At 63.0% G+C, this 24,871-nt stretch carries 26 protein-coding genes; 20 read left to right on the top strand and 6 right to left on the bottom strand.

What is annotated here, in order from left to right; all coding sequences use genetic code 11:
* Positions 1 to 136 precede the first annotated feature (136 nt).
* A complete protein-coding gene (locus B6V75_RS16030) occupies positions 137 to 2,422 on the top strand; it encodes an FdhF/YdeP family oxidoreductase (protein ID WP_088720343.1) in 2,286 nt (761 codons plus the stop codon).
* Here B6V75_RS16030 and B6V75_RS16025 read toward each other — a convergent pair.
* Both B6V75_RS16025 and B6V75_RS16020 read right to left on the bottom strand, forming a co-directional pair.
* Positions 2,419 to 3,597, bottom strand: coding sequence for an MFS transporter (locus B6V75_RS16025; protein ID WP_088720342.1), 1,179 nt, complete (start codon positions 3,595 to 3,597; stop codon positions 2,419 to 2,421). The two genes, B6V75_RS16030 and B6V75_RS16025, sit on opposite strands and share 4 nt — an antisense overlap.
* Positions 3,598 to 3,681: 84 nt before the next feature.
* Positions 3,682 to 4,695, bottom strand: coding sequence for an NAD-dependent epimerase/dehydratase family protein (locus tag B6V75_RS16020; RefSeq protein WP_088720341.1), 1,014 nt, complete (start codon positions 4,693 to 4,695; stop codon positions 3,682 to 3,684).
* A gap of 258 nt (positions 4,696 to 4,953) precedes the next feature.
* Here B6V75_RS16020 and rplO point away from each other — a divergent pair, with 258 nt between their 5' ends.
* The 18 genes from rplO to B6V75_RS15930 all read left to right on the top strand — a co-directional run bounded on the left by rplO (position 4,954) and on the right by B6V75_RS15930 (position 20,728).
* Positions 4,954 to 5,421: a 50S ribosomal protein L15 gene (gene rplO, locus B6V75_RS16015; RefSeq protein ID WP_075775944.1), complete on the top strand. Its 468-nt coding sequence runs from the start codon at positions 4,954 to 4,956 to the stop codon at positions 5,419 to 5,421.
* 103 nt (positions 5,422 to 5,524) lie between these two features.
* Entirely contained in the window at positions 5,525 to 6,895 is a 1,371-nt protein-coding gene (gene secY / locus B6V75_RS16010) for a preprotein translocase subunit SecY (RefSeq protein ID WP_075775945.1), read from the top strand.
* A 30-nt stretch (positions 6,896 to 6,925) separates the two neighbouring features.
* The gene (locus B6V75_RS16005) at positions 6,926 to 7,576 is read left to right on the top strand and encodes an adenylate kinase (RefSeq protein WP_075775946.1); all 651 of its coding nucleotides are present in this window, start codon (positions 6,926 to 6,928) and stop codon (positions 7,574 to 7,576) included.
* A gap of 185 nt (positions 7,577 to 7,761) precedes the next feature.
* Positions 7,762 to 8,130: a 30S ribosomal protein S13 gene (gene rpsM / locus B6V75_RS16000; RefSeq protein ID WP_075775947.1), complete on the top strand. Its 369-nt coding sequence runs from the start codon at positions 7,762 to 7,764 to the stop codon at positions 8,128 to 8,130.
* Between the two features lie 15 nt (positions 8,131 to 8,145).
* Positions 8,146 to 8,535, top strand: coding sequence for a 30S ribosomal protein S11 (gene rpsK, locus B6V75_RS15995; protein WP_038076914.1), 390 nt, complete (start codon positions 8,146 to 8,148; stop codon positions 8,533 to 8,535).
* Between the two features lie 120 nt (positions 8,536 to 8,655).
* Positions 8,656 to 9,672, top strand: a complete 1,017-nt coding sequence (locus tag B6V75_RS15990) for a DNA-directed RNA polymerase subunit alpha (protein ID WP_075775948.1) — start codon at positions 8,656 to 8,658, stop codon at positions 9,670 to 9,672.
* A 140-nt stretch (positions 9,673 to 9,812) separates the two neighbouring features.
* Positions 9,813 to 10,232 carry a 50S ribosomal protein L17 gene (rplQ, locus tag B6V75_RS15985; protein WP_075776021.1) on the top strand — a complete coding sequence of 140 codons (420 nt, stop codon included), beginning with the start codon at positions 9,813 to 9,815 and terminating at the stop codon, positions 10,230 to 10,232.
* A 245-nt stretch (positions 10,233 to 10,477) separates the two neighbouring features.
* Complete coding sequence (locus tag B6V75_RS15980; RefSeq protein WP_075775949.1) at positions 10,478 to 11,089, top strand: autoinducer binding domain-containing protein; 612 nt, start codon at positions 10,478 to 10,480, stop codon at positions 11,087 to 11,089.
* A gap of 52 nt (positions 11,090 to 11,141) precedes the next feature.
* Positions 11,142 to 11,732: an acyl-homoserine-lactone synthase gene (locus B6V75_RS15975; RefSeq protein WP_075775950.1), complete on the top strand. Its 591-nt coding sequence runs from the start codon at positions 11,142 to 11,144 to the stop codon at positions 11,730 to 11,732.
* An 87-nt stretch (positions 11,733 to 11,819) separates the two neighbouring features.
* Positions 11,820 to 13,136, top strand: coding sequence for a replication-associated recombination protein A (locus B6V75_RS15970; RefSeq protein ID WP_088720340.1), 1,317 nt, complete (start codon positions 11,820 to 11,822; stop codon positions 13,134 to 13,136).
* A gap of 44 nt (positions 13,137 to 13,180) precedes the next feature.
* A complete protein-coding gene (gene crcB / locus B6V75_RS15965; protein WP_075775952.1) occupies positions 13,181 to 13,558 on the top strand; it encodes a fluoride efflux transporter CrcB in 378 nt (125 codons plus the stop codon).
* Positions 13,555 to 14,595: an RluA family pseudouridine synthase gene (locus B6V75_RS15960; protein ID WP_088720339.1), complete on the top strand. Its 1,041-nt coding sequence runs from the start codon at positions 13,555 to 13,557 to the stop codon at positions 14,593 to 14,595. Before crcB ends, B6V75_RS15960 begins: the two co-directional genes overlap by 4 nt.
* Positions 14,592 to 15,257 (top strand): HAD-IA family hydrolase, encoded by a 666-nt coding sequence (locus tag B6V75_RS15955; protein WP_088720338.1) that lies wholly within the window; start codon positions 14,592 to 14,594, stop codon positions 15,255 to 15,257. Before B6V75_RS15960 ends, B6V75_RS15955 begins: the two co-directional genes overlap by 4 nt.
* Positions 15,254 to 15,964 carry an ATP12 family protein gene (locus B6V75_RS15950; protein ID WP_088720337.1) on the top strand — a complete coding sequence of 237 codons (711 nt, stop codon included), beginning with the start codon at positions 15,254 to 15,256 and terminating at the stop codon, positions 15,962 to 15,964. The genes B6V75_RS15955 and B6V75_RS15950 overlap by 4 nt, the downstream gene beginning before the upstream one ends.
* A gap of 218 nt (positions 15,965 to 16,182) precedes the next feature.
* Positions 16,183 to 17,199 carry an amino acid ABC transporter substrate-binding protein gene (locus B6V75_RS15945; RefSeq protein WP_075775956.1) on the top strand — a complete coding sequence of 339 codons (1,017 nt, stop codon included), beginning with the start codon at positions 16,183 to 16,185 and terminating at the stop codon, positions 17,197 to 17,199.
* A 137-nt stretch (positions 17,200 to 17,336) separates the two neighbouring features.
* Positions 17,337 to 18,599, top strand: a complete 1,263-nt coding sequence (locus tag B6V75_RS15940) for an ABC transporter permease subunit (RefSeq protein ID WP_075775957.1) — start codon at positions 17,337 to 17,339, stop codon at positions 18,597 to 18,599.
* Position 18,600: 1 nt separating this feature from the next.
* Entirely contained in the window at positions 18,601 to 19,920 is a 1,320-nt protein-coding gene (locus B6V75_RS15935) for an amino acid ABC transporter permease (RefSeq protein ID WP_088720336.1), read from the top strand.
* Between the two features lie 16 nt (positions 19,921 to 19,936).
* The gene (locus B6V75_RS15930) at positions 19,937 to 20,728 is read left to right on the top strand and encodes an amino acid ABC transporter ATP-binding protein (protein WP_075775959.1); all 792 of its coding nucleotides are present in this window, start codon (positions 19,937 to 19,939) and stop codon (positions 20,726 to 20,728) included.
* Between the two features lie 131 nt (positions 20,729 to 20,859).
* On the opposite strand, the gene B6V75_RS15925 is transcribed toward B6V75_RS15930, so the two are convergent.
* The 4 genes from B6V75_RS15925 to argB form a co-directional block, all read right to left on the bottom strand.
* Positions 20,860 to 21,843 carry a malate dehydrogenase gene (locus B6V75_RS15925; protein ID WP_075775960.1) on the bottom strand — a complete coding sequence of 328 codons (984 nt, stop codon included), beginning with the start codon at positions 21,841 to 21,843 and terminating at the stop codon, positions 20,860 to 20,862.
* Positions 21,844 to 21,949: 106 nt separating this feature from the next.
* A complete protein-coding gene (locus B6V75_RS15920) occupies positions 21,950 to 22,468 on the bottom strand; it encodes a histidine phosphatase family protein (protein WP_075775961.1) in 519 nt (172 codons plus the stop codon).
* Positions 22,465 to 23,115, bottom strand: coding sequence for a ferredoxin (locus B6V75_RS15915; RefSeq protein ID WP_240496984.1), 651 nt, complete (start codon positions 23,113 to 23,115; stop codon positions 22,465 to 22,467). The genes B6V75_RS15920 and B6V75_RS15915 overlap by 4 nt, the downstream gene beginning before the upstream one ends.
* Complete coding sequence (argB, locus tag B6V75_RS15910) at positions 23,108 to 23,986, bottom strand: acetylglutamate kinase (protein ID WP_075775963.1); 879 nt, start codon at positions 23,984 to 23,986, stop codon at positions 23,108 to 23,110. The genes B6V75_RS15915 and argB overlap by 8 nt, the downstream gene beginning before the upstream one ends.
* A gap of 149 nt (positions 23,987 to 24,135) precedes the next feature.
* On the opposite strand from argB, the gene B6V75_RS15905 reads away from it, so the two are divergent.
* The gene (locus tag B6V75_RS15905; protein ID WP_088720335.1) at positions 24,136 to 24,867 is read left to right on the top strand and encodes an SDR family oxidoreductase; all 732 of its coding nucleotides are present in this window, start codon (positions 24,136 to 24,138) and stop codon (positions 24,865 to 24,867) included.
* Positions 24,868 to 24,871: the final 4 nt, after the last annotated feature.

Genomic DNA, 24,871 nt, shown 5'->3' with positions numbered 1-24,871 from the left:
ATCCATATCCCGCGTACAGATTTCATGCCCGACGTTTTCCATATGTCGCCTTCAGCCGGTAAGTCCGGCCTACGCGCGTCCCTCGGGGCGCGCGTGCTCGTATCTGCGCGGACCAAAACCGGAGGAGCTGCGCGCCATGTCTGACAAGCTAGATAAACTTCCCGAAGAAAGCGGCCCGTCGGGCGGGTGGGGCTCGTTGAAGGGTATCGCCCGGATCTTCGGTGAATCCTGGCCTTCTTCGCCTGACGTGCTGCGCGAACTCGAGCGGCAGAACAAGCCGGGCGGCTTCATGTGCGCCTCCTGCGCCTTCCCGAAACCTGCCAATTACCACCCGTTCGAATTCTGCGAAAACGGGGCGAAGGCGACGCTCTGGGAGATGACGAAATCGCGCCACACGCCCGAGTTCTGGGATGATCATACGGTTGCGGAACTCAAGGACTGGCCCGATCACGAGTTGGAAAAGACCGGCCGCCTGACCGCGCCGATGCGCTACGATCGCGCCTCCGACCGCTATGTCGAGGTCAGCTGGGACGAGGCCTTCGCCGAGATCGGTTCGATCGTGAAGGGGCTGCCGAAGAAAGAGGTCGTATTCTATTCCTCGGGCCATGCCGGGCTGGAAGCGAGCTATCTCTGGGCTCTGATGGCGCGCGCCTACGGCAACAACAACCTGCCGCAAAGCTCCAATATGTGCCACGAGACGACTTCGGTCGGCCTCAAGAAGGTGATCGGCTCGCCGGTCGGCACCATTCTCTGGGAAGATCTCGAAGAGACCGACTGCTTCTTCTTCTTCGGTCAGAACCCCGGCACCAACTCGCCGCGTTTCCTGCATCCGCTGAAGGCGGCGAAGGATCGCGGGGCGAAGATCGTCACTTTTAATCCGGTGAAGGAACAGGGGCTCGTCAGCTTCGTCGATCCGCAGAACCTCTACGACATGGCACGGGGCCACGAGACGAAGATCTCCGACCAGTATCACCAGTTGAAGGCAGGCTCGGACATCGCGGCGCTGACCGGCCTGTGCAAGGCGGTGCTCGAAGAGGACGAGAAAGCCCAGGCGCAGGGTCGCCCAGCGGTCGTCGACTGGGAGTTCCTGAAAGAGCACGCGATCAATTACGACGAGTTCCTGACCTTCTGCCGCACGACGTCGTGGGAACAAATCACCGAGGAATGCGGGCTGTCCGAGGCCGAGCTGCGGCAGGCGGCGGATGTCTACATCCACGCCCAGAAGGTCATCGGCGTCTATGGCATGGGGCTTACTCAGCACGCGCATGGGGCGACCAATATAGGGATGCTGGTGAACTTCCTCGCGCTGCGCGGCAATATCGGGCGCAAGGGCGCGGGGTGCTGCCCGGTGCGCGGCCACTCCAACGTTCAGGGCCAGCGTACGGTGGGCATCGCCGAAAAGGCGAAGCTGATCCCGATGGACAAGCTGCGCGAGCTCTACGGTTTCGAGCCGCCGCAGGAAGACGGTTTCCACATCGTCGACGCCGCGCAGGCGATGCTGGAGGGCAAGGTCTCGGCTACCTTCTCGCTCGGCGGCAACTTGGTTCGCGCGCTACCCGATAGCGACCGGATAGAAGAGGCGTGGCCGAAGCAGAAGCTCACGGTGATGATCTCGACGAAGCTCAACCGTTCCCATCTCTATCCGGGCGAAGTGGCTTATATCCTCCCCTGTCTGAGCCGGTCGGAAAAGGACGAGCAGGAAACGGGTAACCAATACGTCTCGGTCGAGGACAGCTTTTCGATGATCCATGGCTCGCTCGGCAAGGGTGCGCCCGCGTCGGATAAGCTGAAATCCGAGCTGGCGATCACCTGTAGCATCGCGAAGGCGATCTGCGAGCCTAACCCGAAGCTGAAATGGGACGAATGGGTGAAGGACTACTCCAAGGTCCGAGACCTGATCGAGGCGACCTACCCGGACGACTTCCGCGGCTTCAACGAGCGGCTGAACGAGCCGGGCGGGTTCTGGCGCGGCAATCCGGCGCATGATCGCATCTGGAAGACCGAGAGTGGCAAGCTGGAGTTCACGACGCCGTCCAAGCTCAACGCGCTGGGGTTCGACGACAAACCGGGCCGCTACCGGATGATCACGATGCGCTCCAACGACCAGTTCAACACCACGATCTACGGCTATTCGGACCGCTTCCGCGGGATCGAGGGGACGCGTGACGTGCTCTTGATGAACAAGATCGACATGGCCGATCTCGGGCTCGAGCACGGCGACCCTGTGGTTGTCCATGGCGACATGGATGATGGGGTCGCACGCAGCAAGACCGGGCTGAAGGTCGTCACGTTCGAGCTGCCGCGCGGCACGGTCGGGGGCTATTACCCCGAGTGCAACGTGCTGGTGCCGGTGGGGCTCAATGACGAGCTGTCGAAGACGCCCGGCTCCAAGGGCGTCCCGGTGCGTATCGAGAAAGCCTAAGCGGGAACGGCGGCGGGGCGACGGCTGTCGATCCACGCGATGGCGAGAAAGACGAGCCCCGCCGCTGCCAGCCCCGCACCGACATAACCTGTGGCGGTCCAGCCATAGCCTTCTGCCAGCGCGATCCCGGCAAGAAACGGCCCGATCGCGTTGGCGAGGTTGAAGGCCGCGTGATTGAGGGCAGCGGCGAGCGTCTGAGCCTCGCCCGCGACTTCCATCAGCCGCATCTGCATCGGGATCACCATCCCGGCGGTCGAGCCGAGCGCGACCATCGCCACCGACATCGCGACCCAGTTGCCAATGGTGAAGGTGTAGAGGATCGACATCACCATCATCCCGCAAAGCAGGATCACCCCCGCGCCGAAGCGCGACCAATCAGAGAGCTTGCCCGAAATCCAGTTGCCCAGCGTGCCGCCCACGCCGAAGGCGGACAGTGCCACAGGGATCGTCCAGGCGGGGCCTGCCTGCGTGTCGATCATCGCCGCTGACAGGTAGGAATAGACCGCGAAGATGCCGCCGAAGCCGATCGAGCTTACAAGAAGCGTCAGCCAGACCGAGCGATTGGCCAGAGCACCGAGCTCGCGCATCGGGCTGGCGTTCGGATCGCGCGGTGTCGCAGGGGCGACGCGCGCGATCATCAGGGCCGAAGCCGCGCAGATCACCGCCACGATAGCAAAGCCCCAGCGCCAGCCGAAATTCTGGCCGATCGCCCCCGCCAGCGGCACGCCCACGATATTCGCGATCGTCAGGCCGGAGATCACCATCGCGATGCCCTGCGCGCGTTTGCCTACGGGCATCAGGTCAGCGGCGAACAGCATCGCCATCCCGAAATAGGCCCCATGCGGCAGGCCCGAGGCGAAGCGCGCCGCCATGAAGCTATCCATATTCGGTGCGAACCCGGCCAGCAGGTTCGCCACCGCATAGAACCCCATCAGCCCGATCAGGAACTGCTTGCGCGGGATTTTCGCGCCGATCACCGCCAGAAGCGGCGCGCCGATCACGACGCCAAGCGCATAGGCCGAGATCGCATGACCGGCCCGCGCCTCGGTGATCCCGAAATCGGCCGCGTAATAGGGCAGCAGCCCCATCGACGCGAATTCGATCACGCCGATACCGAAAGTGCCAAGGGCCAGCGACAGGATCACGGCCCGCGCGTGGCGGGGTTCGAGCGTCATGGTAGTCTCCGAAAATAGGCGTGTAGCGCGAGTATCAGCCCCGTGACTTAGGCGATTGCTGCGCTGCGGCAAGGGGCGGCCCGGTTATTTCCCGTAATAGTCGCGGAACCACGCCACGAATTTCGCGATCCCCTCGCGGACATTCGTCTGCGGACGGTATCCGGTAAGGCTTTGCAGAAGCGAGGCATCGGCCCATGTCGCGGGCACGTCGCCTTTCTGCATCTCCATGTAATTGCGCTTTGCGGGGCGGCCCAGCTCGGTCTCCAGCGCATCGACGAAATCCAGAAGCTTCACCTTGTCGGAATTGCCGATATTGACGATCCGGTAGGGGGCCACGGGCGAAAGGCTGTCGCCCTCTGCGATCTCGTCGCGCGAGGCGGGGCGCTCGGGGACTGCATCGATCAACAGGCGGATGCCGCGCACGAGGTCTTCGACATAGGTGAAGTCGCGATACATCTCGCCATGGTTATAGATGTCGATCGGGCGGTCGTTCAGGATCGCGTCGGTGAACTTGAACAGCGCCATGTCGGGGCGGCCCCACGGCCCGTAGACCGTGAAGAAGCGGAACATGGTCGTCGGCAGGTTCCACAGATGAGCATAGGAATGGCCCATCGACTCGGTCGCCTTCTTCGTCGCCGCATAGATCGTCAGCTGCGTGTCTGCCTTGTCGGTCTCGGCATAGGGCAAGTCCTCGTTCGCGCCGTAGACCGACGAGGTCGAGGCCATCAGCAGGTGCTTAACCTCGTGGCGGCGCGCGGCCTCCATCACGTTGAAGGTGCCCACGATATTCGCCTCGATATAGGCGCGGGGCTGTTCGAGGCTGTAGCGCACGCCGGCTTGAGCTGCGAGATGGACGATGATCTCGGGTTTGAACTCATCCGCCATCGCGTCGAAGGTCTCGAGGTCTTCGAGCATCCCCTCGGTCGCGGAGAAATTCGGATTCTGCAGCAGCATCGCGTGACGGCGCTGTTTGAGGGCGACATCATAATAGTCGGTCATCCCGTCATAGCCATGCACCCGGTAACCTTCGTCGAGCAGCAGCTTCGCCAGATGGTAACCGATGAAGCCCGCGGTGCCGGTGATCAGGATGCGCGTCATGAATGTCCCTCGCAAATACTGCATCTGCAGTAGCGAGAGGGGGGTGGGAAGGTCAAGCGAGGCGCAGAAAATGTCCCCGGGCAGAGGAGGGGGAACGGCAGCCCAAGCCACCGCCCGAAGCGCGAACGCGGGAGTTGCGTGCGCGGGGCAAACGCACTATACGCCCCCGGTGGCCAGACGGCCGCATCAGAATCAACGCAAAAAGCCGTGTCCCTTCCGCACTCGCTTCGGGAAGGTGTTCCGGCAAGGAGAAGCGATATGAAACTCAATGAACTGCGCGACAACGAAGGCGCGGCCCAGAAGAAAAAGCGCGTCGCCCGCGGTCCCGGCTCGGGCAAGGGCAAGATGGCTGGCCGTGGTATCAAAGGTCAGAAGTCACGTTCGGGTGTGGCCCTGAACGGTTACGAAGGCGGCCAGATGCCGCTCTATCGTCGTCTTCCGAAGCGTGGCTTCACCAAGCCGAACGCGAAGAAGTTCAACGTCGTGAACCTCGGCCAGATCGAGAAATTCATCGAAGCCGGCAAGCTCGACGCGAAATCGGACATCACCGAAGACGCTCTGGTCGCGGCCGGTGTCGTGCGCCGCAAGCTCGATGGCGTGCGTGTTCTCGCCAAGGGCGACATCAAGTCGAAAGTGGCTCTGAAGGTCACCGGCGCTTCGAAATCGGCCATCGAGGCTGTCGAGAAGGCTGGCGGCTCGGTCACGGTGGCGCAGGCCGCTGAATAAGCTGTTGTGAGCGGGCCCCGGCCCGATTACATAGGCGAAGGTTTTCTAGGCGCCGCCGACCGGGAACCGGTTGGGCGGCGCTTTACATGAAAGAGACGAGCATATGGCATCTGCTGCAGAGCAAATGGCGGCGAACCTCAGCTGGGACGCCCTGGGCAAAGCCACCGAGCTGCGCCAGCGCATCTTCTTCACCATTGGTTTGCTGATCATCTACCGCCTTGGCACCTATATTCCGGTTCCGGGCATCGACGCGCAGGCACTGCGCGAATTCATGCAAAGCGCGGGCTCCGGCCTTGGCGGCGTGTTGTCGATGTTCACGGGCGGCGCGCTCGGTCGGATGGGTGTCTTCGCACTCGGCATCATGCCCTATATCTCGGCCTCGATCATCATCCAGCTTCTGACCGCTCTGGTGCCCGCACTCGAGCAGATGAAGAAGGAAGGCGAGCAAGGCCGCAAAAAGATCAACCAGATCACGCGCTATGCGACCGTGGCCCTGGCGACCTTCCAGGCATGGGGTCTGGCCGTGTCGCTCGAGAAGGGCGATTTGGCACACGATCCGGGCCTGTTCTTCGTCGCAGCCGTGGTCATCACGCTCGTCGGCGGCACGATGTTCCTAATGTGGCTGGGTGAGCAGATCACCGCACGCGGCATCGGCAACGGCATCTCGCTCATCATCTTCGTCGGTATCGTCGCGGAAATCCCGGCGGCTCTGGCCCGCTTCCTCGAGCAGGGGCGTGCGGGTGCGATCTCCACTCCGGTGATCCTCGGGGTGATCCTGATGATCGCGATCGTGATCACCTTCGTCGTCTTCATGGAACGCGCGCTGCGCAAGATCCATATCCAGTATCCGCGCCGTCAGGTGGGGATGAAGGTCTATGACGGCGGCTCCAGCCACCTGCCGATCAAGGTGAACCCGGCGGGCGTCATCCCGGCGATCTTCGCCTCGTCGCTCCTGCTGCTGCCGACCACCATCGCGACCTTCTCGGGCCAGAACACCGGTCCCGTGATGTCGACGATCCTCGCCTATTTCGGCCCGGGTCAGCCGCTGTATCTGCTGTTCTACGTCGCGATGATCGTGTTCTTCGCCTATTTCTACACCGCGAACGTGTCGTTCAAATCGGACGAGGTCGCGGATAACCTGAAAAATCAGGGCGGCTTCGTGCCCGGCATCCGTCCCGGCAAGAAGACCGAGGAATATCTCGACTACGTCGTCAGCCGCGTTCTGGTGATCGGCTCTGCCTATCTCGCTGCGGTCTGCCTTCTGCCCGAGATCCTGCGTTCGCAGCTGTCCATCCCGTTCTACTTCGGCGGCACCTCGGTTCTGATCGTGGTCACCGTTTCGATGGACACCATCAACCAAATTCAGTCGCATCTTCTGGCCCACCAATACGAGGGTCTGATCGAGCGTTCGCAGCTTCGCGGCCGTTCGGGCAAGAAGAAGAAGGGGCCGCGCAAGCCGCCCGCGCGCCGCTAAATCCGCCAAGCGTTTTCAGGGGGAGCCGACATGGCAAATATCATTCTTCTCGGCCCGCCTGGCGCGGGCAAGGGCACCCAGGCCCGCCGTCTCGTCGAAGAGCGCGGCATGGTCCAGCTCTCGACCGGCGACATGCTGCGAGAGGCGAAGGACTCGGGCACCGAGATGGGCAATGTCGTCGCCGAGGTGATGGCCAAAGGCCAGCTGGTGACCGACGAGATCGTCATCGGTCTGATCGAGGAAAAGCTCGCCGCCGGTGGCGAAGGCTTCATTTTCGACGGCTTCCCGCGGACGCTGGGCCAGGCCGATGCCCTGGGCAAGCTGCTCGCCAAGATGGGCACCAAGCTCGACGCGGTGATTGAGATGCAGGTCGATGACGAGGCGCTTGTCGCCCGCATCACCGGCCGCTCGACCTGCGGTGGTTGCGGCGAGGTCTATCATGATCAGACCAAGCCCTGGCCCGCGGATGGCAAATGCGAGAAGTGCGGCGGCACCGACGTGAAGCGTCGTGCGGACGACAACGAAGAAAGCCTGCGCACCCGGTTGATGGAGTATTACAAGAAGACCTCTCCACTGATCGGCTACTACTACCACGCGGGCGATCTGTTCACGATCGACGGGCTGGCCGAAATCGAGACCGTAGCGACCTCGATCGCGCGGATTCTCGACCAGCAAGGGTAATCGTAAAAGAAGCCTTGACCCGGAGGGCGTTTACCTCTAGGTCACGGCGTCTCCGATGAGAATCGTTTCCGAAAAGGGAGAGATTCCCTCGGGGATTAATCGTGGGGTCCGAAGCGCCAGTTTCGGGCCTCGTGTTGTGAAAAAAGGGCCTGGGGTTACGGGCTCGCAACGAAAGGATACACGCTTTGGCTCGTATTGCTGGCGTCAACATTCCGACCGGGAAACGCGTCCCGATCGCACTTACCTACATCACCGGGATCGGTCCCCATTCGGCTAAGCAGATTTGCGAAGCCACGGGTATCGACGTGACCCGTCGCGTCAACGAGCTTTCGGACTCCGAAGTGCTCGCGATCCGCGAACATATCGACGCCAACTACACCGTCGAGGGCGACCTGCGCCGTGAAGTTCAGATGAACGTCAAGCGCCTGATGGATCTCGGCTGCTACCGTGGCCTGCGTCATCGTCGCAACCTGCCCGTGCGCGGTCAGCGCACCCATACGAATGCGCGCACGCGCAAAGGCCCGGCGAAACCCATCGCTGGCAAGAAGAAGTAAGGGGAGGCAGGACAAATGGCTCGTGATAAGGTTCGCGCTAAGCGCAAGGAACGCAAGAACATCGCCGCTGGCGTCGTTCATGTGAACTCCTCGTTCAACAACACCAAAATCCTGATCTCTGACGTGCAGGGCAACGCGATCTCGTGGTCGTCGGCTGGCACGATGGGCTTCAAGGGCTCGCGCAAGTCGACCCCCTACGCCGCTCAGATGGCTGCGGAAGATGCGGCCAAGAAGGCTCAGGAACACGGTCTGCGCACCGTGGACGTCGAAGTTCAGGGTCCGGGTTCGGGTCGTGAATCGGCGCTGCGCGCGCTGGCTGCGGTCGGTCTGACCGTCACCTCGATCCGTGACGTGACCCCGATCGCCCATAACGGCTGCCGCCCGCCGAAGCGTCGCCGCGTCTAATCTAGATTACGACGGTCGGGCCGTGCGGGATTCCCGTGCGGCCCGACCGCATTTTTCGGTTTTATCCTCGGGCGTCCCCGACTTTGGGCATGGGTCTGGGACAGGTATGGAGGCAAACGCATGATCCACAAGAATTGGGCTGAACTCATCAAGCCGACGCAGCTTGAAATCAAGCCCGGCAACGACCCGCTGCGTCAGGCGACGATCGTCGCCGAACCGCTCGAGCGTGGCTTTGGCCTGACGCTCGGCAACGCGCTGCGCCGCGTACTGCTCTCGTCGCTTCAGGGCGCCGCGATCACCAGCGTCCAGATCGACAACGTGCTGCACGAGTTCTCGTCGGTCGCGGGCGTTCGTGAAGACGTGACCGATATCGTCCTGAACCTCAAGGGCGTTGCTCTGCGTATGGACGTTGAAGGTCCGAAGCGCCTCTCGATCTCGGCCAAGGGCCCGGGCGTCGTGACCGCTGGCGACATTACCGAGACCGCGGGCATCGAGGTCCTGAACAAGGATCACGTGATCTGCCACCTCGACGATGGCGCCGACCTGTTCATGGAATTGACCGTGAACACCGGCAAGGGCTACGTCGCCGCCGACAAGAACCGTCCCGAGGATGCGCCCATCGGCCTGATCCCCGTCGACGCGATCTATTCGCCGGTCAAGAAAGTCGCCTACGAAGTGCAGCCGACCCGTGAAGGTCAGGTTCTGGACTATGACAAGCTGACCATGAAGGTCGAGACCGACGGTTCGCTGTCGGCCGAGGACGCGGTGGCCTTCGCCGCCCGCATCCTGCAGGACCAGCTTTCGATCTTCGTCAACTTCGAAGAGCCGGAATCGGCTGGCAAGCAGGACCAGGACGACGGTCTCGAGTTCAACCCGCTTCTGCTGAAGAAAGTGGACGAGCTGGAACTGTCCGTGCGTTCGGCGAACTGCCTGAAGAACGACAACATCGTCTATATCGGCGACCTGATCCAGAAAACCGAAGCCGAGATGCTCCGCACCCCGAACTTCGGCCGCAAGTCGCTGAACGAGATCAAGGAAGTGCTCTCGGGCATGGGTCTGCATCTCGGGATGGAAGTCGAAGATTGGCCGCCGGAGAACATCGAAGATCTGGCCAAGCGTTTCGAAGACCAGTTCTGATTGACGAATTGAGGGGCGTTGGCTAAACGCCCCTCCAATGCCCGGACTGCCGGGGACTATCTGGGTCACAAGACCCCAAGGTGAGTCGGTGACACGCATCGCCGGCCTGACAAAGCAAAACGCAAGATTGGAGAATGACAATGCGTCACGCACGTGGCTACCGCCGCCTCAACCGTACCCATGAGCACCGCAAGGCGCTCTTCGCCAACATGGCTGGCTCGCTGATCGAGCACGAGCAGATCAAGACGACCCTGCCGAAGGCGAAAGAACTGCGCCCGGTCATCGAGAAGCTGGTCACGCTCGCCAAGCGCGGCGATCTGCACGCTCGCCGTCAGGCGGCCTCGCAGCTCAAGCAGGACCAGTATGTCGCGAAGCTGTTCGACATCCTCGGCCCGCGCTACAAGGAGCGTCAGGGCGGCTACGTTCGCATTTTGAAAGCCGGTTTCCGTTACGGCGACATGGCGCCGATGGCGATCATCGAATTCGTCGACCGCGATCTGGACGCCAAAGGTGCTGCAGATAAAGCACGCGTCGAAGCCGAAGAGGCTGCAGAGGATTGATCCTCGCAGATGATTTCCCTTCGAAATCAACGAGTACTGGGAAATCCCGCCTTTTAGGCGGGATTTTCTTATTTCCGCCTGCATTTTCACGCAATTCTCGCGCAAAAGGTTATTGCGCAGGTGTGAAGCTTTCGCGAGTGTAAACGCGAGGGCGAGTGGGGACGTAAAGCCACTGTCGGAGCGAACTCCGCAGGGCGCGAACACTTTTAAGTTGACCGGGTTAATTCCAAACTGTCTAAAAAGATATGTCGATACAGAGCAGAATCGATTTGAAACTCCGTGACTTGGATCGTTTAGCTCCAGGTGGTTATTTTGTTGGACTGCATATTCGTTTTACGGCGCCGCTGATGACGTTCCAGACTTACGACAAGGCTTGGCTCGATCATTACACCGCAAACGGCTATGTGCTCCGCGACCCAATGACTGCTTGGGGGTTTAGCGAGACCGGCGCAATCCGGTGGAGCGACCCGCGGCTACCCGATCCTTTCCGTCTCTTCGATGAGGCCAAGAAATACGGTCTTATCTACGGGGCGACAGTCTCATGCGGCCCGATCCGGTCCCGTACTATCGCAAGCATGGCGCGCGATGATCGGGAATTCGACCTTACCGAGATCGAGACCTTCGAGCTTATCGTGCGTGAAATGCACGATATGACTCAACCGCCTGAGGAACTCACGCGAGCTCAGATCGAAGCCCTGCGCTGTGTTGCTGGGGGTGACCGACACGCGGCGGCGGCCGCGAAACTTGGAATTTCGGAAAGCGCGCTCAAGGCGCGGCTGAATTCTGCGCGCGCAAGACTGATGGCTCGGACGACCGCCGAAGCTATTCAGCGCGCAAAGGATTTCCGCCTGTTATAGTGTTGTTGACCCTCCGCACGGCTGTACTGTGTTAAACCTGCAGGAGGAAGACATGCAGACCACTACGCTTTCGTTCACCAATTTCCATAATCATGGTGAGCTATTCGCAAACATGCTGCGCGCACGTCGCGAGCTCTTCATCGTCCAGAACAAATGGGACCTCCCTGAAGCGATGGGCATGGAATATGATCAGTATGACACCCCGGCGAGCCGCTGGGTGGTGGTCCATGACGAACTGGGCAAGGTGCTGGCAGGCAACCGTCTCACGCCCACGACGGCAACCTGCGGGATCTACAGCTACATGATCCGCGATGCGCAGCGTGGGCTACTCGCGACGATCCCGTCAGATCTTCTCTATGACGAAGCTCCGGTCAGCGAGACCGTGTGGGAAAGCTCGCGTCTCTTCGTGTCGCATGACGTTCCGATGGCGCTGCGCCGCAAGGTCCATGCGCGTCTCGTGCAGGAAATCGGCAATTCCGCCCGGCAACTCGGCGCAAGCTCCGCCCTTACTCTTCTGAACGCGAATTGGCCGCGTTGGGCGGGTCGGGTTGGAGTGGACATGACGGCGATGGGGCCGGTCATGGAGATCGACGGGATCAAGAACCAGGTCGTGTCGATGGACTTTTCCCAGAACCTTCATTGAAAGCGTGGGGGAGATCAGAGCTCCCGTGCGACCCCACACGCACGGGGGCTTTTCGTGAGCCGAGCTAATCACTAGGTTCACGCCATCATGGCCGACCTATTCGACACGCCCCCCGATCCCTCCGCGCCTGCGCCCGAAGCGCCGCGCCCGCTCGCCGATCGCATCCGCCCCAAAACGCTGGGTGAAGTGATCGGTCAGGAGCAGGTGCTTGGCCCCGATGGGCCGCTGGGTGCGATGCTGACCGCGGGCTCGCTTGGCTCGCTGATCCTTTGGGGGCCGCCCGGCGTCGGCAAAACGACCATCGCGCGACTGCTGGCCGATGCCTCCGACCGCGCCTTCGTACAGATTTCCGCAATCTTCACCGGCGTGCCGGAACTGCGCAAAGTCTTCGAAGCTGCCAAGCTTCGGCGCGGGCAGGGCAGGGGCACGCTCCTCTTCGTCGACGAGATTCACCGTTTCAACAAGGCGCAGCAGGACAGCTTCCTGCCGCATATGGAAGACGGCACGATCATGCTGGTGGGGGCCACCACCGAGAATCCGAGCTTCGAGCTGAACGCCGCTGTGCTGAGCCGGGCGCAGGTCATGGTACTCGAGCGGCTCGACCTCGCCGACCTGGAACGCCTCGCGCAGCGCGCCGAGAAGGCGCTCGGCCGTCCCCTGCCGCTGACCGGCAAGGCGCGCGAGGCGCTGCTGGAGATGGCCGATGGCGACGGGCGCGCGCTTCTGAACCTGGTCGAGCAGGTCGCGGCATGGAAAGTGACCGGCAATCTCGACACGGACGCGCTCTCGACCCGACTGATGCGCCGCGCGGCGAAATACGACAAATCGGGCGACGAGCATTACAACCTGATCTCGGCGCTCCATAAATCTGTGCGCGGATCGGACCCGGATGCCGCGCTCTATTGGTTCGCGCGGATGCTGGAGGGCGGCGAGGATCCGCGCTACCTCGCGCGGCGCTTCGTGCGCATGGCGGTGGAGGATATCGGGCTCGCCGATCCGCAGGCCCAGACGCATGCGCTGCACGCGTGGGAAATCTACGAGCGCATCGGCTCGCCCGAGGGGGAGCTGGCGCTGGCGCAGACGGTGATCTATCTCGCACTCGCGCCAAAATCCAACGCGGGCTACGTCGCCTACAAGGGGGCGCGGGCGCAGGCGCAGAAGACCGGCTCGGAGCCGCCGCCGAAGCATATTCTGAACGCCCCGACCAAGCTGATGTCGGAACAGGGCTACGGTGCGGGCTACGCCTATGACCACGACGCCGAGGACGGGTTCTCGGGGCAGAACTACTTCCCCGACACGATGAAGCGCTCGGTCCTATACCAGCCGGTCGAGCGTGGCTTCGAGCGCGAGTTGAAAAAGCGGGTCGACTGGTTTGCCAAGCTGCGCGAACAGCGCAAATCTTGACATTCAGGCCCGTGACCGCTCTTACGGCGCCAAAGGAGACAGCGATGCTTTCTACGATCTTGCAGGTCGCGCTTGGCGGCGCGATGGGCGCATCGGGGCGGTACCTCGTGGGCGTCGGGATGATGCGCAGCTTCGGCCCGCAGCCCTTCCCGCTGGGCGTGATCACGGTGAACATCCTCGGCTCGTTCCTGATGGGCGCGCTCGTGGTATTCCTTGGTGACAAGCAGCTGACTCATTGGAACGCCTTCCTCGCGACCGGCTTCCTCGGGGGCTTTACGACCTTCTCCTCCTTCTCGCTCGAAGCCTATCGCTTGATCGAGAAGGGCGACGTCACATTGGCAGTCAGCTATATCGGACTGTCGGTCGGCGCGGGGCTTCTAGGCCTCGTCGCGGGCATTCTACTTATGAGGGCCATGCTATGAGCGGCGTCCAGCATATCACCGTCACCGAGGAAGAGGGCGAACAGCGCCTCGACCGGTTCCTGAAAAAGCGGTTTCCGCATCTGTCCCAAGGCATGATCGAGAAGTTTTGCCGCAAGGGCGACCTGCGCGTGGACAAGGGCCGGGTAAAGGCCAATTCGCGCGTCGCGCCGGGGCAGGAAATCCGCGTGCCGCCGATCCCCGATTCCGCGCCCGCGCCGAAGACCGAGGGCATCTCGGAGGCGGATGCGAAATTCATCCAGAGCTGCGTGCTGTGGAAGGATGAACACATCATCGCGCTCAACAAACCGCCGGGGCTGCCCTCGCAGGGCGGCTCGGGGCAGGGCAACCGTCATGTCGACGGGCTGAGCGAGGCGCTGAAATTCGGCTACAAGGACAAGCCGAAGCTGGTGCATCGCTTGGACAAGGACACCTCCGGCGTTCTGCTGCTCGCGCGCACCGACCGCGTCGCGCGCCGCCTGTCAGAGGCGTTCCGCGGTAAGACCACCCGCAAGATCTATTGGGCGGCCGTCGCAGGCGCACCCGAACCGAAGACCGGAACGATCCGCTTCGGCCTCGTGAAGGCGCCGGGTCATGGCCGAGGTGGCGAGGGCGAGAAGATGATCTGCGTGCATCCCGCGAAGGTCGACAAGACCGAGGGCGCCAAGCGCGCGACTACCGATTATTTCACGCTGCACATCCTCGGGCAGCGGGTCAGCTGGGTCGCGCTGGTGCCGATCACCGGGCGCACCCACCAGCTGCGCGCACATATGGCCGAGATCGGCAACCCGATCATCGGTGACGGCAAATACGGCGGCTCGGGTCAGGAGAATCTCGGCGATGGCTGGGGCGCGCAGCTGGGAGGAGAAATCTCCCGCAAGCTGCATTTGCATGCGCGCCAGATCAGCTTCGATCATCCGATCAGCGGCAAGCGGATCACCCTGACCGCGCCGCTGCCCGAACATATGAAACGGACATGGGACCTGCTGGACTGGCACGAGAAAGACGTGCCCGCCGACCCGTTCGAGGATCTAGCATGAAACTTGCGATCTTCGACGTCGACGGCACGATCTCGGACAGCCAGAATCATATCACCCACGCGATGACGCTCGGGTTCGAGGCGGCAGGCCTTCCCGCGCCGGCCGCGTCCGAAGTGCTCCAGATCGTGGGCCTGTCGCTGCCGCTCGCGGTGGCACGGCTCGCGCCCGAGCACGATGCCGAGACGCAGGCGCGCATCGTCGAGGGCTACAAGCAAAGTTACATGACCACCCGCGCCGCCTCTCCCGCACCGCTCTATCCCGGGGCGGAGGCGCTCCTGCGCAAGCTCGCCGCGCGCGATGACATGCTGCTGGCGGTCGCCACCGGGAAATCCCGCCGCGGGTTGCGCGCGCTGATCGAGCATCACGGGCTGGAAGGGCTGTTCGTCAGCCTGCAGACGGCGGACGATCACCCCTCCAAGCCGCACCCGTCGATGATCGGCGCGGCGCTGAGCGAGACCGGCGTGGACGCACGCGACGCGGTGATGATCGGCGATACTAGCTTCGACATGGCGATGGGCCGCAGCGCGGGCGTCGCGACGATCGGCGTGCGCTGGGGCTACCACGCGCCGCACCTGCTCGAAGCTGCGGGCGCGCATTGGATGGTCGATGATTTCGACTCGCTGGAAACGACACTTCTGGACCTGTGGGAGATGAGCGCATGAGCGAATGGGCGGCGAAACGGTTCTGGAAAGAAACCACCGTCACCGAGCGTCCGGAAGGCTTCGGCGTGGCGCTTGACGGGCGTGCGGTGAAGACGCCGGCGAAAGCCGCGCTGACCGTGCCGACCCGTGCCTATGCCGAGGCGATCGCCGCCGAATGGGACGCGCAAGACGGCGCGATCCAGCCCCACAAGATGCCGGTCACCCGTTCGGCCAACGCCGCGATCGACAAGGTCGCGCGCCAGCATCCCGAGGTGGTCGCCCATGTCTGCGAATTCGGCGGCACCGATCTTCTGTGCTACCGCGCCGAGGCGCCGGCGGAGCTGGTCGATCTTCAGGCAGAGAAATGGGATCCGTTGTTGGAGTGGGCCGCGCAGACCTATGGCGCAGCGCTCAAGGTCACGACGGGTATCCTGCCGGTCGATCAGCCTGCGGACCATCTGGCACGGCTGGAAGCGGAAGTCGCAGCCCTCGATCCGTTCGCGCTCGCGGCGCTCCACGATCTCGTGGGCATCACCGGCTCGCTCGTTCTGGGGCTGGCGGTAGCCCGCGGTCGGCTCTCGGCGGAAGAGGCGTGGGCGCTCTCGCGGCTCGACGAGGATTGGCAGATCGCGCAATGGGGGGAGGACGAAGAGGCGGCCGAGATCGCCGCACACAAGCGCGAGGCGCTGTGTGACGCGGCTCGAATCTGGTCGCTCGCCGAAAGGTGACCGCCCGGGATTCTTACGCCGCTTACGGACCTGCCAAAAGCATCATCACTTGCCGATGATTTGCGCAGCTACCCTCACGAAATCCGGAAACTAGCCTTGACCTTCTTTGATCGGATGGACCAAACTTTCGTTACTCCGTGTCATGGGACACGATCGACCAGGTCCGTGAGGGACCAAGAACCGCTCTGTCAGAGCGGCGACAACAGGAAGAGGTAAAAATGAAGAAATCCGTCTTTTTCGGCGCGCTGACGGCTGCGACGCTGACTGCCGGTCTGGCTGGCGCGGCCACGCTCGATGACGTGAAATCGCGCGGAGAGCTGATCTGCGGCGTGAACACCGGTCTCGTCGGCTTCGCCGCGCCGGATGCCAACGGTAACTGGTCCGGCTTCGACGTCGCGGTCTGCCAGGCCGTCGCCGCCGCTGTGCTGGGCGACCCCTCGAAGGTTAAGTATGTTCCCACCTCGGGCCAGACGCGCTTCACCGCGCTCGGTTCGGGCGAAGTGGACCTGCTGGCACGTAACACCACCTGGACCTTCTCGCGCGACACCGACCTCAAGCTCCAGTTCACCGCGACCAACTACTACGACGGTCAGGGCTTCATGGTGCGCAAGGACTCGGGCGTGACCTCGGCCAAGGAACTCGACGGCGCGTCGATCTGTATCCAGACCGGCACCACGACCGAGCTGAACCTTGCCGACTACTTCAAGGCCAACAACATGTCCTATCAGCCGATCACGGTTGATTCGAATGCCGAAGGCGAACAACAGTTCCTCGCTGGCGCTTGTGACGCCTACACGACCGACGCGTCCGGCCTCGCTGCCACCCGCGCCGCTTTCGCGAACCCGTCGGATTACGTGATCCTGCCGGAAATCATCTCGAAAGAGCCGCTGGCTCCCGCCGTCCGTCAGGGCGACGATCAGTGGACCGACATCGTCCGCTGGACCGTCTTCGCGCTGATCGCGGCCGAAGAATACGGCGTGACCTCGGCCAATATCGACGAGCTGGCCAAGGGCACCGACAATCCGGAAGTCAACCGCCTGCTCGGCACCGAGGGTGACCTCGGCGCGATGATCGGCCTCGACAAGACCTGGGCCGTCAACGCCATCAAGGCCAACGGCAACTACGGCGAGATCTTCGCTGCGACCATCGGAGAGCAGACCCCGATCGGTCTGGCCCGTGGCCTGAACGCACAATGGACCCAGGGCGGTCTGATGTACGCTCCTCCTTTCCGCTAAGGAGGGCCCGGCAGGGGCGCGGTTCAATCCGCGCCCCTGATCCGTTTTCAAGAGACCGTGCGTAGGGGAGACATCCCCGCAAGGGCCCGTAAGAATGGCCTGACAAAAACAGCGACGCGGCAACAGGGGAAATAAGAATGACAAGCGCGCCCGACGCGCCGGAGCAGGGCTTCCGGCTCAGCCAGCTTATCTATGACACGCGTTATCGCTCCCTGACGATCCAGGTGGTCGTCTTCATCCTCGTGATGGGCGGCGCGGCATGGCTGGTGGACAATGTGATCCAGAACCTCAACGATCTCGGGAAGGATTTCAATTTCTCCTTCCTCGGGCAGAGGGCCGGTTACGATATCGGCAATGCCATCATCCCGTATAACAACGACATGAGCCACGGCCGCGCGCTGCTGGTCGGTCTGATCAACACGCTCTGGGTGTCCTTCCTAGGCTGCGTCGCGGCGACGATCATCGGGATCTTCGTGGGCGTGCTGCGCCTCTCGAAGAACTGGCTCGTGGCGCGGCTGATGACCGTCTATGTCGAAGTCTTCCGTAACATCCCGGTGTTGCTCTGGATCCTCGTGGCGATCGCGCTGCTGACCGATGTGGCCCCGTCGCCCAACGCCTACAAAGTGAACCAGCAGACCGGCGAGGCGCAGGCGTCGATGATCCTCGACTCCGTCGCCTTCACCAACCGCTATACCGCGATCCCCGCGGTGCATTTCGACCGCTCGCTTGGATCGCTCGACACGGCGCTCGCGCCGATCTCGCTCGACTTCCTCGCGCTCGTGATCGTGCTGATCGCCTCGATCTGGGTGAACAAGCGGCTTATGACCCATGCCGCCAAAGTACAGGAGGCGACCGGGAAGAGGCCGACCACGTGGTGGAAGAGCATCCTCATCATTCTCGGGCCGGTGCTGATCCTCGCAATCGCGCTCGGCATCAATCCCGAAGAGCCGCAGATCAAGGGCTTCAACTTTACCGGCGGCACGAACGTGTCGAACTCCTTCGTGGCGCTCTGGCTGGGCCTGTCGCTCTATACGGCGGCCTTCATCGCCGAGATCGTCCGCGCCGGTATTCTCGCCATCTCGAAAGGCCAGACCGAGGCCGCCTTTGCGCTGGGTCTGCGGGCCAATCGCACGATGAGCCTCGTGATCCTGCCGCAGGCGCTGCGGGTCATCATCCCGCCGCTGATCTCGCAATATCTGAACCTGACGAAGAACTCCTCGCTCGCGATCGCCGTGGGCTACCTGGAACTGCGCGGCACGTTGGGCGGCATCACCCTGAACCAGACCGGGCGCGAGCTCGAGGCGATCACGCTGATGATGCTGATCTACCTCGCGATCTCGCTGACGATCTCGGGCGTGATGAACGTCTACAACAATCGCGTGAAGCTGAAGGAGCGGTGAGATGAGCGATACCGAAGCCCATTCCGTAGCCTATGTCCGCGACTCGATGCTGCCGCAGCAACCGGCGCCCGCGGGGCAGTCCGGAGCGGTCCAATGGCTGCGCGAGAACCTGTTCTCGGGCTGGCTAAATACGCTGCTGACCCTTGTGGGCGTGGCGGTGATCTACACGCTGGTCATGCATTTCCTGCCGTGGTTCCTGCATGGCGTCTGGGACGCCAACTCGATCAAGGAGTGCCGCACGATCATCACCGACCGTTACGGCGAAGGCGCGACCGGCGCCTGCTGGGCGGTGATCCGCGAGCGGTGGCACCAGTTCATCTTCGGCTTCTACCCGCCGGAGCTCTACTGGCGTCCGATTCTCGCTTTCCTGCTGCTCTTCGTGGCGGTCGGCCCGCTTCTCTTCACCTGGGTGCCGCGTGCGCTGGTGTGGTTCACGCCGGTCTACCCGTTCCTCGCCGTATGGCTGCTCTGGGGCGGCACCGGCTGGGCCCCGGTCATGGTGTTCGCGGGTTTCTTGCTGGGCGGGGCGATCTTGATGCTGCTCGCATCGCGCATCGGCTCCATCGCGGCCTTCTCGGTCGGTGCTTTCGTGACGATCCTCTATTTCCTCTTCGTGGTTGGCCCGCTGATCGGCGGTCTGCAGGCGATCCTCCCCTGGGGGATCGAGCCGGTGGAATCCGCCAAGTTCGGGGGCTTCCTGCTGGCGATCACGCTGGGCGTAGGCGGCATCATGATGTCGCTGCCGCTGGGGATCATCCTTGCACTCGGGCGTCAGTCGGACATGCCGCTGGTCAAGGCCTTCTCGGTGATCTTCATCGAGTTCATCCGCGGCGTGCCGCTGATCACGCTGCTGTTCGTAGCCTCGCTGCTGCTGAACTACTTCCTGCCGCCGGGCACGAATTTCGACATCATCCTGCGGGTGATGATCCTCGTGACCTTCTTCGCCGCGGCCTATATCGCCGAGGTGATCCGCGGCGGTCTCGCGGCACTTCCGCGGGGCCAATACGAAGCGGCGGATGCGCTGGGGCTCGACTACTGGAAGGCGCAGCGGCTGATCATCCTGCCGCAGGCGCTGAAGATCTCGATCCCGGGCATCGTCTCGACCTTCATCGGCATGTTCAAGGATACGACGCTGGTCGTGTTCGTGGGTCTCTTCGACCCGCTCAAGGGCATCCCGGACTTCATCCGCGCCGACTTCAACTGGAAAGGCATCTACTGGGAGCCCTTCATCTTCGTCGGCGCCATCTTCTTTATCCTGAACTTCGCAATGTCGCGCTACTCGATGTCTCTCGAGCGTCGACTGCAGCGTGATAACCATTAATCGGGGACTAGACACAATGACCGAACCGCATTTCGAACGTCAGGTCGACCGCAGCCACATGCAGGTCTCCGACGAGGTTGCGATCCAGATCGAGAACATGAACAAGTGGTATGGCCAGTTTCACGTCCTGCGCGACATCGATCTGACCGTGCAGCGCGGCGAGCGCATCGTCATCGCCGGGCCCTCCGGCTCGGGGAAATCGACGCTGATCCGCTGCATCAACCGGCTCGAGGAGCACCAGCAGGGCAAGATCATCGTCGACGGAATCGAACTGACCAACGACCTGAAGAACATCGACAAGATCCGCCGGGAAGTCGGCATGGTGTTCCAGCACTTCAACCTGTTCCCGCATCTCACGATCCTCGAGAATCTGACGCTAGCCCCGATCTGGGTGCGCAAGACGCCCAAGAAGGAAGCCGAAGCGACGGCGATGCATTACCTCGAGAAGGTGAAAATCCCCGAACAGGCCGACAAGTATCCCGGCCAGCTCTCGGGCGGCCAGCAGCAGCGTGTGGCGATCGCGCGTTCGCTGTGCATGAAGCCGCGCATCATGCTCTTCGACGAACCGACCTCGGCACTCGATCCGGAGATGATCAAGGAAGTGCTCGATACGATGATCGAGCTGGCCGAAGAGGGGATGACCATGCTCTGCGTGACCCACGAGATGGGCTTCGCGCAGGCGGTGGCGAACCGGGTGATCTTCATGGCCGACGGTCAGATCGTCGAGCAGAACAACCCGCATGACTTCTTCAACAACCCGAAATCCGAGCGGACCCAGCAGTTCCTGAGCCAGATCCTCGGGCACTGAGCCAAGGCTGCGGGCAGAGGCTGGGGGTTTCATACCCCCAGACCCCCATGGGATATTTCCGCCAAGGCGAAGAATTAAAAAGGGGGCGGCGCGAATACTCGTGCCGCCCCTGTTCTATATTCGGGTCTGATTTAAAGCAGGTCGGAAACCGCTTCGCGCTCTTCTTCCAGTTCGCCGACGGTGCGCGCCATCATCTCTTTCTGGAAGTCGTTGAACTCGAGCCCTTCGACGCGCTCGTAATGGCCATCCTTGCAGATCACCGGCAGACCGACCATCAGCCCCTCGGGGATGCCGTAGAGGCCGGTCGACGGCACGGCCATCGACACCCATTTGCCATCGGTGCCGTGGATCCAGTCATGCATGTGATCGATCGCGGCATTCGCGGCGGAGGCGGCCGAGGAGGCGCCGCGCGCTTCAATGATCGCCGCGCCACGGGTGGCGACCTGCGGGATCAGCGTTTCGCGATACCAGGTCTCGTCGCCGATAATCTCGGAGAGCTTGCGGCCCTTCGCTTCGGCTTCGGTCCAATCGGCGAACATGGTGGGCGAGTGGTTGCCCCAGACCACGAAGCGCTCGATGTCGTCGACATGCAGATCGGCTTTCGACGCGAACTGGGTCAGCGCGCGGTTATGGTCGAGCCGGATCATCGCCGTGATGTTCTCGGTGGGGAAGTTCGGCGCGTTGGCCGCGAGGATCATCGCGTTGGTGTTGGCCGGATTGCCGACGACCACGCATTTCGCGTCGCGCTTGGCAGCCTTGTCGAGCGCTTCACCCTGCACGCGGAAGATCTCGGCATTGGCCGACAGCAGGTCGCGGCGCTCCATGCCTTTGGTGCGGGGGCGCGAGCCCACGAAGAACGCGGCATCGATATCGGTGAAGGCGGTCACCGGGTCATCGGTCACGACTGTCCCTGCGAGCAGCGGGAAAGCGCAGTCTTCCAGTTCCATCACGACGCCGCGCACCGCGTCGAGCGCCTGCGGCAGGTCGAGAAGCTGCAAGATCACCGGTTGATCGGGACCGTAGACATCCCCCTTGGCGATGCGAAACAGCAGCGCGTAGCAGATCTGACCGGCAGCCCCGGTGACGGCGATGCGTTTCGGCGTTTGAGCGGACATGGAAACCCTCCTGTGATGATTACGCCCGAGAGATAGGGCACCGGCGCGCGACTGGCCACAGAAAACCGTGTCCCGACGTCACGATCATGGGAGAGAAATGCCGCGATCAGCCGCGCCGGGTCGGCGTGAAGAAATCGAGCACCGATCCCTGTCCCGGCTGCACCTCGTCCCAGCTGTCGATCTGGAAATCGACGATCAGCGTGGCACAGGTGGGGAAGCGGCGGAAATCGGGGTCGTGCAGGGCGCGCGCGGGCAGGCGATGGGCGAATTCCGCGATGCCCGGGTTGTGGCCCAGCATCATCACCGTCGGCGCGGAGGCGGTGCGCAGGACCTGCAGCATCATTTCGGGGGCGGCGTGGTAGAGGTCTTCGACATAGCTCACCTGCGGCCGCGTCTCGATCACCGCGCGTTCGACCCGGTCCCACGTCTCGCGGGTGCGGGTGGCCGAGGAGCAGAGCACCTCTTCCGGCTCCAACCCGCGCGAGGCGAGGAAATCGCCGAGTTCCAGCGCGGCGGCTCGGCCACGCCCATTCAGCGGGCGGTCACGATCCTCCATCGCCGGGTCATCCCAGCTGGATTTCGCATGACGGGTCAGGATCAGGCGGCGATAGCCGAGCGGGGTCATGGGTGAAACTGCCTCATATGCCATGCGGATTGCTGGGGCAGCCTGCCATAGCTTTCACCTGCCGGGCAAGCGCGTCTTGCAAGGCAGCCGAGATCGCGACAGGTCGCACCCTCGGGGCGGTCGAGATGCGCGTGACAGCTTGCCGTGTCGTAACCGTCCGCCGTGAGCGCGTCGACCGGGCAGGCGGTGGCGCAGGGCGCGGGGCAACCGAGGCAGGGATTGGCTGCGGCTGCGGGCAGCGGAAGCAAGCCGGGCAGGGCCAGCGCGCCCCGTACCGAGGCCCAGAGGCCCATATGCATATGGCACATCAGGTGGACCGGCGAGGCGAAGCTCTGTCCGCTTTTCAAGGCCCAGCTTACGAAGGGCTGCCAGGGCGGACCGGTGAAGGGGAAAAGCGCGCGGGCTTCAAATTGCCGTGCGATGGCGCCGATCACCCGTGCCGACCAGCGATCCAGAGGATCGAGAACGTCCTCGGCGAATTCCGGCTGAGCGGTGACATGCGCCCAAAACCCCGGCTCGTCGGGGGAGATCAGCGCGATCGTCTCGCTGCCCTCATGCAGCAGCCCCGATACGAACAGCCGATGCGGGGCGAGCGCCTCCGCGAGCGGCGCGATCGCCGGAAAAGTCACCGGCGGCGTCTCACTCACCGCGCGGTTTTACCCGCGGCTCGGTCGAGCGGATCATCGAGCCCGCCCCATGTTCGGTGAACAGTTCCAGCAGGCAGGCATTGGCAACGCGCCCGTCGACGATGACAACCGCGCGCACGCCCTCTTCGACCGCTTTCAGCGCGGTCTCGACCTTAGGGATCATACCGCCCGCGATGGTGCCATCGGCGATCATCGCTGTGACGTCTTCCGGTGTCAGCTGCGTCACCACTTCGCCGGCCTTGTTCTTGACGCCCGCTACGTCGGTCAGCAGGAGCAGGCGATCGGCGCGAAGCGCGCCCGCGATGGCGCCAGCCGCAGTGTCGCCATTGACATTGAATGTCTCGTTATCGGCCATGCCGGTCGCGACCGGGGCGATCACCGGGATCATGCCCGCGTTGTAGAGGTCGCGGATCACCTGCACGTTCATCTCGACCGGACGACCGACGAAACCGAGTTCCGGGTCGTCCGCCTCGCAGACCATCAGGTCGTCGTCCTTGCCCGAGATACCGACCGCACGACCGCCCTGATCGTTGATCGCCTGCACGATGCGCTTGTTGACGAGGCCCGAGAGGATCATCTCGACCACCTCGACGGTCGCCTTGTCGGTGACGCGCTTGCCGCGGACCCACTGGCTCTCGATGCCGAGCTTGCCCAGCATCTCGTTGATCATCGGCCCGCCGCCATGCACCACGACCGGGAAGATACCGACCTGGCGCATCAGCACGATATCGCGGGCGAAATCGGCCATCGCCTCTTCGTCGCCCATCGCGTTTCCGCCGAATTTCACCACGACCACGGCGCCGGAATAGCGTTGCAGGTAGGGCAGGGCTTCGGAGAGGGTGCGGGCGGTGGCAATCCAGTCACGATCCATGGTCTGCTTTCTCATCTGGCTGGTCCTCGGGCAGGGTGATCTCATCTTGCTAGACCGTTCGCGCCGGGTTTGGAAGGGTGCAATCGGGGCCGTTGCGCTCGGACCAAAACCGACTAGGGTCGGGAACGCGCTGACGGGGAGTTCGAGTGATGGACGATCGCAAAGTAATGCTGCTGACAGGGGCGAGCCGCGGGATCGGCCACGCCACGGTGAAACGTTTCGCAGCCGAGGGGTGGCGCGTGATTACCTGTTCGCGCCAACCGTTTCCCGAGCAATGCCCGTGGGGCGGCGGCCGCGAAGACCACATTCAGGTCGATCTCTCGAAGCCCGACGAGGTGATCGACGCGATCGCAGATATTCGCAGCCGGATCGACGGGCGGCTGCATGCCTTGGTGAACAATGCCGGGATTTCGCCCAAAGGGCCCGAGGGCGAGCGGCTCAATACGCTCGACACCGATCTGCGTACCTGGGGGCAGGTGTTCCACGTCAATTTCTTCGCCTCCATCGTGCTTGCGCGCGGGTTGGTCGAGGAACTGTCGGCGGCGCAGGGGGCTGTGGTCAACGTGACCTCCATCGCCGGGCTGCGGGTGCATCCTTTCGCGGGGGCGGCCTATTCCACGTCGAAGGCGGCACTGAAGGCGCTGACGCGCGAAATGGCGCATGATTTCGGGCCGCTCGGCGTGCGCGTGAACGCGATCGCGCCGGGCGAGATCGAAACCTCGATCCTCAGCCCCGGCACCGAGAAGATCGTCGAGAGCCTGCCGTTGCGCAGGCTCGGCCAACCGTCGGAGGTGGCGGATGTGATCTGGTTCCTGTGCTCGGACGCGTCGAGCTACGTCACCGGCACCGAGATCGAGGTGAACGCGGGCCAGCACGTCTGAGGTG

This window comes from Thioclava sp. F1Mire-8 (assembly GCF_002213165.1).
GTDB lineage: Bacteria > Pseudomonadota > Alphaproteobacteria > Rhodobacterales > Rhodobacteraceae > Thioclava > Thioclava nitratireducens.
The sequence above is the reverse complement of the archived record's forward strand: the minus strand, read 5'-3'. Positions and strand labels throughout refer to the sequence as shown.